15 protein-coding genes and 1 pseudogene are annotated in these 13,153 nt (G+C 33.0%); 4 read left to right on the top strand and 12 right to left on the bottom strand.

The genetic code is table 11. The features are described 5' to 3' along the window. Positions 1–123: 123 nt before the first annotated feature. From BR43_RS17485 to BR43_RS17475, 3 genes are all read right to left on the bottom strand, one after another. Positions 124–939 (bottom strand): DUF975 family protein, encoded by an 816-nt coding sequence (locus BR43_RS17485; RefSeq protein WP_034564293.1) that lies wholly within the window; start codon positions 937–939, stop codon positions 124–126. Between the two features lie 270 nt (positions 940–1,209). Beyond that, a complete protein-coding gene (locus BR43_RS17480; RefSeq protein WP_034564290.1) occupies positions 1,210–3,288 on the bottom strand; it encodes a DNA topoisomerase 3 in 2,079 nt (692 codons plus the stop codon). A gap of 12 nt (positions 3,289–3,300) precedes the next feature. Then, positions 3,301–3,615 (bottom strand): DUF1033 family protein, encoded by a 315-nt coding sequence (locus BR43_RS17475; protein WP_051934026.1) that lies wholly within the window; start codon positions 3,613–3,615, stop codon positions 3,301–3,303. Between the two features lie 135 nt (positions 3,616–3,750). On the opposite strand from BR43_RS17475, the gene BR43_RS17470 reads away from it, so the two are divergent. After that, the gene (locus BR43_RS17470) at positions 3,751–4,026 is read left to right on the top strand and encodes an acylphosphatase (protein WP_034564288.1); all 276 of its coding nucleotides are present in this window, start codon (positions 3,751–3,753) and stop codon (positions 4,024–4,026) included. 65 nt (positions 4,027–4,091) lie between these two features. After that, on the top strand, positions 4,092–5,015 hold the full coding sequence (yidC, locus tag BR43_RS17465) for a membrane protein insertase YidC (protein ID WP_034564285.1): 924 nt from the start codon (positions 4,092–4,094) through the stop codon (positions 5,013–5,015). Positions 5,016–5,053: 38 nt separating this feature from the next. Here yidC and BR43_RS17460 read toward each other — a convergent pair whose 3' ends face one another. Both BR43_RS17460 and BR43_RS17455 read right to left on the bottom strand, forming a co-directional pair. Next, entirely contained in the window at positions 5,054–6,517 is a 1,464-nt protein-coding gene (locus BR43_RS17460) for a HAMP domain-containing sensor histidine kinase (RefSeq protein WP_281173976.1), read from the bottom strand. Between the two features lie 47 nt (positions 6,518–6,564). Then, entirely contained in the window at positions 6,565–7,251 is a 687-nt protein-coding gene (locus tag BR43_RS17455; protein ID WP_034564282.1) for a response regulator transcription factor, read from the bottom strand. A gap of 419 nt (positions 7,252–7,670) precedes the next feature. Between BR43_RS17455 and BR43_RS17450 the strand changes: the two genes are divergently transcribed. Next, complete coding sequence (locus tag BR43_RS17450) at positions 7,671–8,027, top strand: hypothetical protein (RefSeq protein ID WP_034564279.1); 357 nt, start codon at positions 7,671–7,673, stop codon at positions 8,025–8,027. Between the two features lie 194 nt (positions 8,028–8,221). On the opposite strand, the gene gndA is transcribed toward BR43_RS17450, so the two are convergent. Beyond that, positions 8,222–9,649: an NADP-dependent phosphogluconate dehydrogenase gene (gndA, locus tag BR43_RS17445; RefSeq protein WP_034564277.1), complete on the bottom strand. Its 1,428-nt coding sequence runs from the start codon at positions 9,647–9,649 to the stop codon at positions 8,222–8,224. Between the two features lie 111 nt (positions 9,650–9,760). Continuing rightward, entirely contained in the window at positions 9,761–10,882 is a 1,122-nt protein-coding gene (locus BR43_RS17440; RefSeq protein WP_034564275.1) for a M20/M25/M40 family metallo-hydrolase, read from the bottom strand. 275 nt (positions 10,883–11,157) lie between these two features. Here BR43_RS17440 and BR43_RS17435 point away from each other — a divergent pair. After that, positions 11,158–11,388 (top strand): annotated as a pseudogene (locus tag BR43_RS17435) (integrase core domain-containing protein); the annotation flags it as partial. A gap of 49 nt (positions 11,389–11,437) precedes the next feature. Here the strand turns inward: BR43_RS17435 and BR43_RS17430 are convergent. The 5 genes from BR43_RS17430 to BR43_RS20660 form a co-directional block, all read right to left on the bottom strand. After that, positions 11,438–11,761 (bottom strand): hypothetical protein, encoded by a 324-nt coding sequence (locus BR43_RS17430; RefSeq protein ID WP_034564273.1) that lies wholly within the window; start codon positions 11,759–11,761, stop codon positions 11,438–11,440. Next, positions 11,758–12,033 carry a hypothetical protein gene (locus BR43_RS20515; RefSeq protein ID WP_034564271.1) on the bottom strand — a complete coding sequence of 92 codons (276 nt, stop codon included), beginning with the start codon at positions 12,031–12,033 and terminating at the stop codon, positions 11,758–11,760. The genes BR43_RS17430 and BR43_RS20515 overlap by 4 nt, the downstream gene beginning before the upstream one ends. A 490-nt stretch (positions 12,034–12,523) precedes the next feature. Then, positions 12,524–12,745: a hypothetical protein gene (locus BR43_RS17420; protein ID WP_034564269.1), complete on the bottom strand. Its 222-nt coding sequence runs from the start codon at positions 12,743–12,745 to the stop codon at positions 12,524–12,526. Continuing rightward, positions 12,708–12,854 (bottom strand): hypothetical protein, encoded by a 147-nt coding sequence (locus BR43_RS20235; RefSeq protein WP_169741022.1) that lies wholly within the window; start codon positions 12,852–12,854, stop codon positions 12,708–12,710. The genes BR43_RS17420 and BR43_RS20235 overlap by 38 nt, the downstream gene beginning before the upstream one ends. Before the next feature lie 131 nt (positions 12,855–12,985). Then, the gene (locus BR43_RS20660; RefSeq protein ID WP_281173975.1) at positions 12,986–13,117 is read right to left on the bottom strand and encodes a hypothetical protein; all 132 of its coding nucleotides are present in this window, start codon (positions 13,115–13,117) and stop codon (positions 12,986–12,988) included. Positions 13,118–13,153: the final 36 nt, after the last annotated feature.

Here is a 13,153-nt window from a genome sequence, read left to right as displayed (position 1 = left end):
TTATACACAAAAAAGAGAACGTTTGTCCCCTTTTTTTATAAACCTTTACATTTACCATCTTTCCCATAAAAAAAGCCCTTCTATCGCATACGCAATAAAAGAACTTTTCAAACGAATTTCCGATTACATTGAATCTGTTAAACGACGATAAAATACTTGCTCTGACGTTTGTTGATAAGGAGTAAGATATAAACTAAGTCCAAATATAGATACACCTACAGCCATATACCCTAAAAGTAATAATCCAAAATACCCAAGTGGATTATCACTCGATACAGAAGACATTGCTCCCACTACAACAATCGTTAAAATGAAACCGAGTATTACAGGAATTAAGTACCATAACACAAATGTTAATTGTAAGACAAATAAATTTCCTTTTTTGCCATCCATTAATCTACGACTAGCAGTAATAGCATCTAGAATACCAATCTCTGGATTATCTTTTAAAATATTATAAGCTTGACTATAACTATACCCTTTAACAAGCCCTGGTATGATAAATAACAAACTCCATAATCCAGTAAAAATACTAATCATAATCATTAAACCCATTGTTTTAAACATTGTTCGATTAAATACTTGAAACAATGAGCCAACTGAGTATGCTTTTCCATCAATTAAATCTAGTAAGCCCCATTTGTAGCCAACTGCTAATAATTGCTGAACAAAAGTAACAACCACTATATATATTACAAAAAGGACTATATTTCCAAAAAGCATTGGCAGAAAATTAATCATTTGATCTGCACTACCATCATTACCATATACAGCTACACTAGAAAACGCTTGTAACATTGTACTCATTCCTGATGCTAGAGACATAAACATGTTCACTGCCCATGCTACAAAGAACATAATAAACAAGCTACCTATTGCTGTCCCCCAATTGCCACTTAAATACTTTTTTGCTACTTTTTTTATTTCCTTACTATTCATGAGAACCTCCATTTTTTAATCTATTCTAAGACTAACTTACTCACTTAAATTTGTCTATCATAATTTTAAAAAAAAATTAATATTTTCTTTAGAATTGAGATATTGATTAATGCAACTAGCTCCTGTACCTATATAGTTTCACAAAGTAATTGGGGAAACCATAATTTTATAGGACATTCCGTCAAATAAAAAATCCCAAGAAATCAACATTTATAAAAATCGATTTTTTGGGATTTCTACTATTTCAGGACCTATGTCCTACTTTACTTTTTATTCTTTTGATCCTTCCATTGCTGCTTTTAAGGCGAGTGCTAATGGACTTTCAACTTCTTCTGTTGGTTGACTATATTTTTTCAACATTTTTTTCTCTTCATGTTTAGACATTTTTTTATTCTTTTTATCGCCAACTTTTTCAGCAATATTGCAATATTTACATTTGAAATACGCCCCATTCTTGCCTTCATGAATCTCCATTTTTTTATGGCATTGAGGACAACGATGCATAGATACTTTTGGATCTTTGCGACGACGATAAGAACAAGTTGCACTGCTACAGATTAAAACTTTTCCATCTCGACCATTTTTTTCTTTTAACTTTTCACCACATTCTGGACAAGTTTTATTCGTCAAAGAATGATCCGTATAGTTACGATTACTTGTTTTAATTTCTTTTACTAAACGAATGGTTTCACTTTGAATCTGCTTTAAGAAAAGTTCTTTTTTTAGTTTTCCGTTGGCAATTTCTTCTAAAGATTTTTCCCATTTCGCTGTTAAATCGGGTGTCACTAACGCTGGATTCACCAATGTTAATAATTGACGTCCTTTTGGCGAAACACTTAATTTATTTTGATTTCGTTCCATTAAATCACTACTGATTAATTTTTCAATAATCTCAGCTCGTGTTGCCGGTGTTCCTAAACCCGTTTTTTCCATCTGTTGCAACAATGAAGCCTCTGTTAAACGACCTGGAGCCTCTGTCAAATGTTTATCCACTGTAAAACTTGGCTTTGCTAAAACTTCGCCTTTTTGATAACTCGTTTGACTTTTAGCAACGGCTTCTTGTTTCCAGCCAATCTCTAGAATTTTTTCTTGTTGCAATCTAAAATTAACACCATCAACATTTAATGTATAGCTGTATTTTGCTGATTTGTAGGCTGGTAAAAATAAACCTAAAAAGCGTTCCACAACTAATCGATAAATACGCAATTCATCGTTGTCCATTTTTTCCGGGCGAGGTCGTTCTTCTGTTGGAATAATTCCATGATGGTCCGTAACCTTGCTATTATTATATACTCCCTGATTGGTTGTTTTTCCACCATTTTTTAATGCCCGTTTTACTCGTTCTGGATCAAAGCCTTGAATGGCATGTAAACGATCTTTCATTGTTGCCGCCATATCCGTTGTTAAATGTTTGGAATCGGTTCGTGGATAAGACAAAACTTTATGACGTTCATATAAGGTTTGCATTAGTCCCAAAGTTTTTTTCGCAGAAAATTGATAACGTTTATTCGCTTCTCTTTGCAATTCTGTTAAATCAAAAGGTAGAGGTGCTGATTCTACTTGTTGTTTTTCTTTCACTTCTGTAACCGTAACTGCCTTAGTCTTTAAACGATTGGCCAACTCTTCCGCATCTTTACGATCACTAAATTTAGTTTTAGCTCCATCGACTAATTGTGCTTTTTCACCATTAGTGGTTACCCCCACTGTGAAAAAGGTTTCTGGCACAAACTTTTCGATTTTTTCTTCCTGTTTCCGTACCATCGCTAATGTCGGTGTTTGAACACGACCAGCAGATAAACTATCTTGATATTTCACAGTTAACGCCCGTGTTACATTTAAACCAACAAGCCAATCCGCCTCAGATCGAGCAATTGCTGAATCATATAAATAATCATAAGCTTTACTCGGTTTCAGTGATTTAAAACCATCTTTAATCGCTTTATCTGTTTGTGATGAAATCCAAAGACGCTTAACAGGCTTATTAAAATGAACATACTCTAAAATCCAACGAGCAACTAATTCCCCTTCACGTCCGGCATCGGTTGCAATTACAGCACTTCCAACATCTTTACGATTTGCTAATTGCTTAATCGCTTTTAATTGATGCCCAGTATTTTTTAAAGGTTTGGTAGCCATTTTGGGTGGAATTAAAGGCAAACTTTCCATATCCCATGTTGCCCACTCTTTTTTATAATCCTCAGGCATTTTTAATCCTAACAAATGACCTAAAGCCCAAGTGACAATGTAATCTTTTCCTTCAATATAATTCTTACTTTTTTGATTCGCTCCTAAAACACGAGCAATCTCTTTTCCTACACTAGGTTTTTCAGCAATAACTAAAGTTTTCATTTATTTTCCTCTCTAAATTGAACTTACCTGATGAATCGCTTCAATCGGTTGTTCCTCTTTTAAAAGCATCACACTATGAAATAATTGTAAATCATCTTCACAATCTTCGCAATAACGCTTTTCTTCTTCATTCCAAAAAGCCGTTAAATAGTGTTTTTTTGTAACATGGTTGACAAATTTTAATTGAAGTTGGTTGTATTTTTCTTGATAATTTTGAAGTGCTGCTGGAAATGAATCAAATTCTTCAAAAGAAATGATTTCTTCTTTCCAATCTTCAAAAAACCACCAAGGTTCGTATTCCCCATATAATGCAATCACTTGATACATTTGACTCGCCTCCATCCTAGTTTAGTATAACATAGCTATCTTTATTCTGCTTACCTCTGGATTGAGTTCAGACAATTGACGAAGCCACGAATCATCGGTAAAATAGAAATAAAAATAAGATAGGAGGAAGGAGATATGAAACAAGTAAAAATGCTTGTTATTGGCCGAGTTCAAGGTGTTGGTTTTCGATATATGACTAAAATGGTAGCGGATCAAATTGGTGTCGGAGGCATAGTCTACAATCAAGATGATGGTTCTGTTTATATAGAGGCAAATGGAACATTGGAACAAATAGATGAGTTTATTAAAAAAATCCGGAATTCACCTACCCCAAGTGGACGAGTTGACCAACTCAGCATCGAAGAAGATTCAACTATTGAAATTCGTAACAAATTTTCAGTAACCAATTGAAATTTTCTCACAATTACAGTATAGTTAGGAATGTTACCTACTAAAATAAATAAAGGTTGTGAACTATGAATAAATTAAAAAAACTTTTCTTGACTAGTGGTGTTCTAAGCTTAGTTCTTTTTCTTTCTGGGTGTATGAAAACCGATTCTAAAGGGAATCCAACAGGATTTATCTATGAATATCTAGTTGTTCCTACTGGAAATGCGATCATTTGGTTAGCTGATTTATTCGGTGGAAACTATGGCTTAGCGATTATCTTTATTACCTTAATCGTGCGTGTCATCATTCTGCCATTAAACTTAAGTCAGTCAAAAAAATCAATGGTTCAACAAGAAAAGATGGCTTTTATTAAGCCAGAATTAGATGTTGTTCAACAAAAACAAAAAGCTGCAACAAATCCTGAAGAAAAAGCAGCTGCTCAACAAGAAATGATGGATGTCTATAAACGAAATAACGTAAGCATGACTGGTGGGATCGGTTGTTTACCAATCTTAATTCAAATGCCTGTCTTTACAGCAATGTATCAGGCAATTCGTTTATCACCACAAATTGCTGATAGTTATTTCCTAGGAATAAACTTAGGTGACCGCAACGCATACTTAGCTATCGCAGCCGGATTAGTGTATGTTGCTCAAGCCTTCATCTCAATGATTGGTCTTTCACCTGAACAGAAAAAACAAATGCGTACAATGCTCTTTATGAATCCAGTCATGATTTTAGTCTTCACATGGTCATCTCCTGCTGGATTAGGTTTATATTGGTTAGTCGGTGGAGTCTTTGCCTGCTTCCAAACATTAATTACAAACTTATACCATAAACCTAAAATCAAAGCAGCAATTGCCGAAGAATTAAAAAATCGTCCTGTTCAACCAGGCAATGTATCCGTTTCTAAACCAATTAAACAAGCAGAAGTTGTTAGTCCTACTTCTAAAAAGAACACACCAAATAATAAGAAAAAACGTAATGAAGGCAAACAACAGCGTAAATAAAACAAAAGCATTGAAAACCAAATGGTTTTCAATGCTTTTTATTTGTCTTCATGATAAATTGGCAATCTAATTCTAAAAATAGTTCCACCGTTTAAGACGCTTTCAACGGTAATTTCGCCTTGATAGCCATCAAGTAACTCTTTAGCAATTGCTAATCCTAGACCATTTCCACCTTTTTCACGACTACGAGCTTTATCAATTCGATAAAAACGATTAAATATCTTTTGGATATCTTCTGGAGCAATACCTTCTCCAAAATCTTGAATAGCAATTTGAATATCATATATATCCTCTGCAACAGAAATATGAATTTCCTTCCGTTCCGTTGAATACTTCACCGCATTATCTAGCAAAATAATTAAAATTTGCTCAAAATGATTGCGATAAATCTGAACTTTTACATTCCCAGTTAAATCATCATCTAAGTTAAAGGTAAAGTCCGGATGAATCATTGAAAAATTATTAAATACTTGGTGGATAATATTTTTGACATCGGTTATTTCATGCTTATAGTGAATCTCCACTTGCTCCGCACGAGATAAATCCAACATTTCTTGTACTAAACTTTTCATTCGCTCAATTTCTTGTAAAGAGGCAAGTAACGACTCATCCAAAATCTCAGGATCTTCTTTCCCCCAACGATCTAATAGCTTAAGATGCCCTTCCATAATGGCTACTGGCGTTCTTAATTCATGAGAAACATCTTCAACAAATTGTTTCTGTTGTTCAATGTATTTCTGCATTTTATCTAACATATCATTAAACAATTCCGTTAAATGACTTAGCTCATCATTTCCTGCTGGAACAATCATTCGGGAAGCAGATTGAGAGTCTTTACGAACATCATTCATAGTTTGAGTCATTTGTTTGATTGGTCTAAGAAAGTTTACTGCCAATAAGTAGCCTAATACGCCACTCACAACAAGAGCCAGAACCCCCATCAAGAGCATTGTAAGCAACACTGTATTAATCATACCATGATAACGATCCAATTCATTGATCACTTGAACATATCCAACAATACTTTGATTCTTAGCTGACATCACAGGTGTCGTTCCAATGACTCCTCTTTTTCCATCTATAAACAGCTCCTCAATCAAAGGAGTTGCATGTTTATCGAGGTTAGTATGACTAGGCCTAGATTCATAAATTTTTTTACCCTCTGGATCAAAAACTGCAACAATCACACCGACTTCATTAATTTTTGAAAAAAGAGCATCTGCTGTTGCATCTGTAGTATCTGTCATTAAAAACCGGCTATCTGCATCAACATCAATCTCATAATATTTAGGCGTTAAAGATTCCTTAACAACTTCCTTGGTTAAATTACTACCACTTACTTGTAATTTACTAGCTACTCCAGACATAATATCATTAACATTGCTATTTTCTTGACTAATCATCATCTGATTAAAGCCAAGATAAATTGCAACCGAAAAGAAAGTATACGTGAAAAAGATGGCCATACTTGCACCAAATGTCCACTTCCATTTTAATGACATCGGAAAGTTCCATAACTTTCTTTTTTTGTCTTCAATGGCTGGTTTCATCACGAACGCATCACATAACCCGTTCCACGAACAGTTTGAATGTAACTTTCTTCTTCTGGAACATCAATTTTATTACGTAAATAACGAATATACACGTCAACAACATTCGTTTCAACTTCAGTTTCATAACCCCAAACTTTATTTAATAAAACATCACGTGCTAAAACAACGTTAATATTCTCCATCAATGCTAATAACAGTTCATACTCACGTTTTGTTAATTCAATCACTTTATCACCACGACGAACAACACGATTTTCTTTTTCAATCGTTAAATCACGATACGTTACGGTTGTTTGTTTCGTAATATTTTGTTCACCCTCAATATCAATACGACGTAATAATGCGCGTAAACGTGCTAGTAATTCTTCAATAGCGAATGGTTTCACAATATAATCATCTGCTCCATGATCCAATCCAGAAACACGGTCAATAACTGAATCACGGGCTGTCATCATGATAATTGGTGTATTTTTTGTTTGACGGATACGACGGCAAACTTCAATTCCATTTAATTCTGGTAACATTAAATCTAGTAAAATAGCATCCCAATCCGATTCAAGTGCTGTTTCTAAACCTTTTCTACCATTGTTTTGGACTTCTGTCTCATAGCCTTCATGCTTTAGCTCTAATTCTACAAAACGTGCCAAATTTTTCTCATCTTCAATAATTAAAATTCTATTCATTCAAATCACCTTTTCCTTTACATTCAGTGTTTTTACTCTAAAATGTACGCCTTTAGTACAATAACACGTTTATCACTCGACTACAATGATTTTCTCATTGAAATATCAATTTCATTTTACCATAAACCAATAAAAAAGAAACGTTATTTACCTATAATTGATGATTTCATTTAAATTAAACCATGCATGAATTTAATTTAAGCATAAAAATAAAAAAACAACTAACCTCAAAATTAGATAATAAAGTTCTTTTATATAGTATACATTCTTGACTAAATAAGCTAGTCTAATTCTCTCTCCATTTTTTGGCTATTTTTTGAAAAAGCTGATAAATGAATTAGAATTTTTTTATTAACTAATACGTGTTATACTATTTATAGAAATAAACTCATTCTTAATTAAGTAGAAGGGAAATTTTTATGAATTCAATCCTATTCACGATTATTTTATGTGGGCTATCAATTGTTGTGCTTATTCTTACAATTAGAAAAAAAGAAAAAAACAATACGCTTTCTCCCATGAAAGATACTCATTCAAAAGAGCAATCTGCAAAACAAAGTGAATTACAGCGAAAAAAATACTTAGCTACAATTCAAGAGCATACACAAGAAAGTAAAGATAAAAAAACAACAATTCAACAGGAACAGATGAATCAAAAAATTGCTCAATCAATTAGCAATGCTGGGCTAATACCGATTATTAAGCTACTTTCTGTACTAGAGATTGTGAGAAATGAAAAAGGAACACAACAACAAAAGAACGAAAAATCGCCTTAAAAAGCGATTTTTCGTTCTTTTAAATTCAGTCTAGTCCTCACTCTTATTTACTAAACAAAGTCACTTAATGAATAAATGACCCCTACCATACTTTAACTAATCTTCTTATCAAATAAATTGCAAACTGAATTCATCATTATAAAAATAAGAAAGCAACCACTAGGAGGGCTACTTTCTTATGCTTCGTTTAAAATTTATTTATTTTCTTGACCGTACCAGTCATAGTGGAAAATACCTTCTTTATCTGTACGTTCATAAGTGTGAGCACCAAAGTAATCGCGTTGCGCTTGGATTAGGTTCGCTGGCAATGTTTCTGAACGATAAGAATCATAATACGCAATTGCAGATGAGAATGTCGGAATTGGTACACCTGATTTAACGGCAATACCAACAACATCACGAACAGCATCTTGATAATTTTTGGTAATATCAATGAAGTACTCATCTAATAATAGATTTTTCAATTCTGGTTCACGAACATAAGCATCTGTAATTTTTTGTAAGAAACGTGCCCGGATAATACAACCTGCACGGAAGATTTTAGCAATCTCGCCGTATTGTAAATTCCAGCTATATTCTTCACTAGCAATACGCATTTGAGCAAATCCTTGAGCATAGCTCATGATTTTACTAAAATATAAAGCCTGACGAATTTTTTCAATAAATTCTTTTTTATCTTGATCTAATTTAAAGCTAGCTGGTTTTGGTAAAACCTTACTAGCTGCTACACGTTCATCTTTCATTGCTGAAATATAACGAGCAAAAACAGACTCTGTAATTAATGGAAGTGGCACACCTAAGTCTAATGCGCTTTGAGAAGTCCACTTACCTGTTCCTTTATTACCCGCACGATCTAAAATCACATCAACAATTGGTTTCCCAGTTTCAGGATCTTTACGTGTTAGAATATCAGAAGTAATTTCCATTAAATAGCTATCTAATTCACCTAAATTCCACTCAGCAAAAACTTCAGCTGCTTCCTCAACAGAAAGCCCTACAACTTCACGAAGTAATGCATAAGATTCAGCAATTAATTGCATATCGCCATATTCAATCCCATTATGCACCATCTTCACATAGTGACCCGCTCCATTTTCACCAATGTACGTAATACACGGTTCGCCATCTTCTTTAGCAACTGCAGCAATTTTTTCTAAAATTGGAGCAACTAATTCATAAGCTTCTTTTTGTCCACCAGGCATGATTGCAGGACCTTTCAAGGCACCCTCTTCACCACCAGAAACACCTGTACCAATGAAATTAATACCTGATTGGTCTAATTCTTGACTGCGGCGAATCGTATCTTTAAAGAATGTATTCCCACCATCAATTAAAATATCCCCTTTATCTAAATGAGGCAATAATGTTTGAATCGTCATATCTGTTGGAGCACCTGCTTTTACCATGATTAAAATACGACGTGGTTTTTCCAAAGATGCAACAAAATCTTCAATTGTATAAGTTGGAACTAATTTTTTATCAGGATGCTCTGCAATAACTTCCTCAGTTTTTGAACCCGTACGGTTAAATATTGAAACTGTATAGCCTCGGCTCTCAATGTTTAGTGCTAAATTTTTCCCCATTACGGCCATGCCGATAACGCCAATCTCTTGTTTACTCATTCAATATTCTCTCCCTTCAAATCCTTTGCGAATTTCGCAATACTTTCATGCTCCTCTAATCGTACCAAATATTTCGGCAAATGAAAAGAATAGAATTCTTTTTTACCAAAATTAATTTGCATAAATTATATTTACGATTTGATAGGCCATCTCTGCTGCTTTTAGAAACTCTGAAATTGGTAAAAATTCATTGACTGTGTGAATTTTTTCATAACCAATTGCTAAATTAGTTGTAGGCTTGCCTTTTCCATTAAATACATTGGCATCACTACCGCCGCCACTAATCTGATAATTCGGTTCTAAACCAAGTTCTTGAATCGCTTTGGCAGCTAATTGAACAATTGGAGTTGTTGAATCAAAACGGTAGCCACTATATTTTTTCTCAGTAATAACCGTAGCTGTTCCACCTAATTCTTTAGCGGCTTTTTCAAAAGTATCTACCATGTGTTGAACTTGATTTTCACAAGCTTCGGCATTAATTGAACGCGCTTCGGCAATAATCTCTAATCGGTCCATCACAATATTTGTTGCTGTTCCACCACTAATAAATCCAATATTCGCTGTTGTTTCACTATCAATACGACCTAATTTCATATGATGAATCGCATTTGCTGCTATTTGAGCTGCTGAGACACCTTTTTCTGGTGCAACGCCTGCATGTGCTGTGACTCCGTTTACTATCGCTTCGATTCGATACTGAGTTGGACTTCCAACTGTAATGCTTCCAACAGGACCACCAGTATCCAATACAAAACCAAATCCAGCAGACAGTTGTTTCACATCAAACGCATTCGCACCAACTAAACCACTTTCTTCACCTACTGAAATAATAAACTCAATCGTTCCATGGGGTGTATCCAATTCCTTAAGAATTTGGATTACTTCAAACATAATTGCAATTCCAGCTTTATCATCTGCCCCTAGGATAGTAGTACCATCAGAATAAATAGCGCCCTCTTTAATCACTGGTTTAATATTTTCACCTGGTGTGACTGTATCCATATGACAAGAGAAGAAAAACGGCTCACTTTCAGGATCACCTGTTAGTGTACAGATTAAATTATTAGCACCAAAACCTGTTTCACCCATTGTATTATCCTCATTCACTTGAAGACCTAACGCGGCAAATTCTTTCTTCAAATAAGCTTGAATATTCGCTTCATTTTTAGTTTCGGAATCAATTTGAACTACTTCCAAAAAACGAGCAACCAAACGCTCTTCATTAACATTCATTTAATCTCAACTTCTTTCTTTAAAGTTATTTTTCTCTCCTCTATTTTATGCCATCTCAACATAAGATGCAACGAACTCTAACCACTCGCTTTTCTTTAATTAAGTAGTGTATAATGATACTGACCTACTAAACTTATTTTGTGACTATTTTTTATAGTCGTTATTAAAGAATTCAGACAGGAGTTTTTCAGCCTTTAAAGTTATTTGACTATGCCTGACTTTCAGAGAGTTGAAAAACAGTATATCTTTAAAGTTTCCAATCAAAATTCAATAAAATAGCTTCATTTTCTAAAGCAGCCTATCCTTGGGATAATGCAGTAAACGAATCCTTTTTCAAATATATGAAAAAAGAAGAACTTAATCGTAGAACATTTAAAAAAATCCAAGAAGTGGAACAATCTTCTTTTGAATATATAGAGGGTTTTTACAATTCAAAACGCCCACATTCAGCAAACAATATGATGACACCAAATGAAAATGAAAAAATCTATTTTGGCTCTACCTAAATTGTATCTGTTTTTGTGTCTACTTTATTGACATCTGTCCACTTTCATTCTAGACTTCTTCTTGTTCTAAATTCTCCAACAATTTTCTATTCATCTCATCTATCAATTGTCTAGTATCAGAAAAATATCTTTCTACATCTACTAATAAAATTCGTAATTGAACCAAACTGTCTAATGAATTTTCCTTATTATCTCCTTCGATAGTTAATTTGTGGATAGTATGAATTACTTTTTCTATATCTTCATCAAAATCTTCCCAGTACTCTTGCACATCTTTTATATTCTCTTCTAAAATTAATTCTGAATTCTCTTTCTTGTTTAATACTTCTAAAAAATTTAAAAGTATTAAAAATTCTGATTTTATTTTTGTCATTTTATTATCCTTCCTGCGGCTTTAATTGTCTTATCTCTATTTACAGTACCATCTAAGTTTAAAACTTCTTTGAAGCTTCCATTACTATCAAATACTTCCAAATGATCTTTGTGTAATCCATCCAAATATAATTGATCGCCTTTTTTCAAGCCTAGTTCTTTCAATTTTTTATTATCAACTTTATATACCTGTTGTCCATCAACACGTTTCCCATTTTTCGATACATTTCCTTTGAGTTCAGAACCAAATTCACCTTCAAAGAATTCATCCATAATGATTCACTAGCACTATAAATAGTCACTATACTATTTCTGTCAATTTATATCTAATCTTTCCATTACACTTTTGATATTCTTTATTTTTCTCTATATCCTTTATTGAAAATTGAATTGGATGGGCTATTATAATTTCTCTTACACATGATATTCTGAAACCTCATTTTATCATTGTACATTATGTACCTTTCTAATTTTATTCAAAAAAGGAGCAGCCAAATTAAATAAGCGTCCCCCTACAACTATAACTATATGACTAGAACTCATTTAACTATTTTATCAATTAATTTAGCAAGGTTATCTCTAAATACATATTGATAATTTATTTCATCTAATTTTTTAGTCATATCCATTGTTTCTAATTCTTTAATAATTTTTTTAATGCCTGTAAATCTTCTATTATCTCATCTAGCTCTCTTTCTCAAAAAACTGCTTTTAAAAGGGCTTTCACACCATTTTTTTCAATGACTTGGTATCCTATCCCTATTTAATTTGAATCTTCTTTTTTTAATAAGTTTTTATTTAATTCACCTAATAAATCATACATTTGTTCTAAATCATTGGATATATCTAATAATGACATACCTAAATACGCTATACCATGTCTAAAATTTTCTTCTTCTTCAACCCCCTCCTTATCAACATCTACTTCACTTAAATATAAACATGCTTTATCCCAATGAGAAAAAATCTGTATCCAAGCTTTCAATTACATTTTCTTTCACATCATTAAGTCTATTAGAATCTATCAATTTTTCATTATATTTATCATTTATTTTTGAAAACAAATGAAATAGTTCTTTCAATTCCCCTTTCATTTTAACACCCTTCCTATTGCTTTATAATATTTATCTAAATTTATGCTACAATCTAAATTTAAAACAGTTCTAAGTTTTCCATTTTTATCAAATACCTCTAGGTGGTCTTTATGCAACCCATCTAAATAAATTTAATCGTTTTTCTTTAAATTACCTGTTTTATTATCTACTTTATAAACATTTTGTCCATCTACTCGTTTTCCATTTTTTGAGATTTTTCCTTTTAATTCAGAACCAAATTCACTTTCAAAGAATTCATCCATGTTACTTACTGAATTTGATGTATGTTGTAATTATTT

This window comes from Carnobacterium gallinarum DSM 4847, assembly GCF_000744375.1.
GTDB classification, from domain to species: Bacteria; Bacillota; Bacilli; order Lactobacillales; family Carnobacteriaceae; genus Carnobacterium; species Carnobacterium gallinarum.
This window is presented reverse-complemented; position numbering and strand designations above follow the sequence as displayed.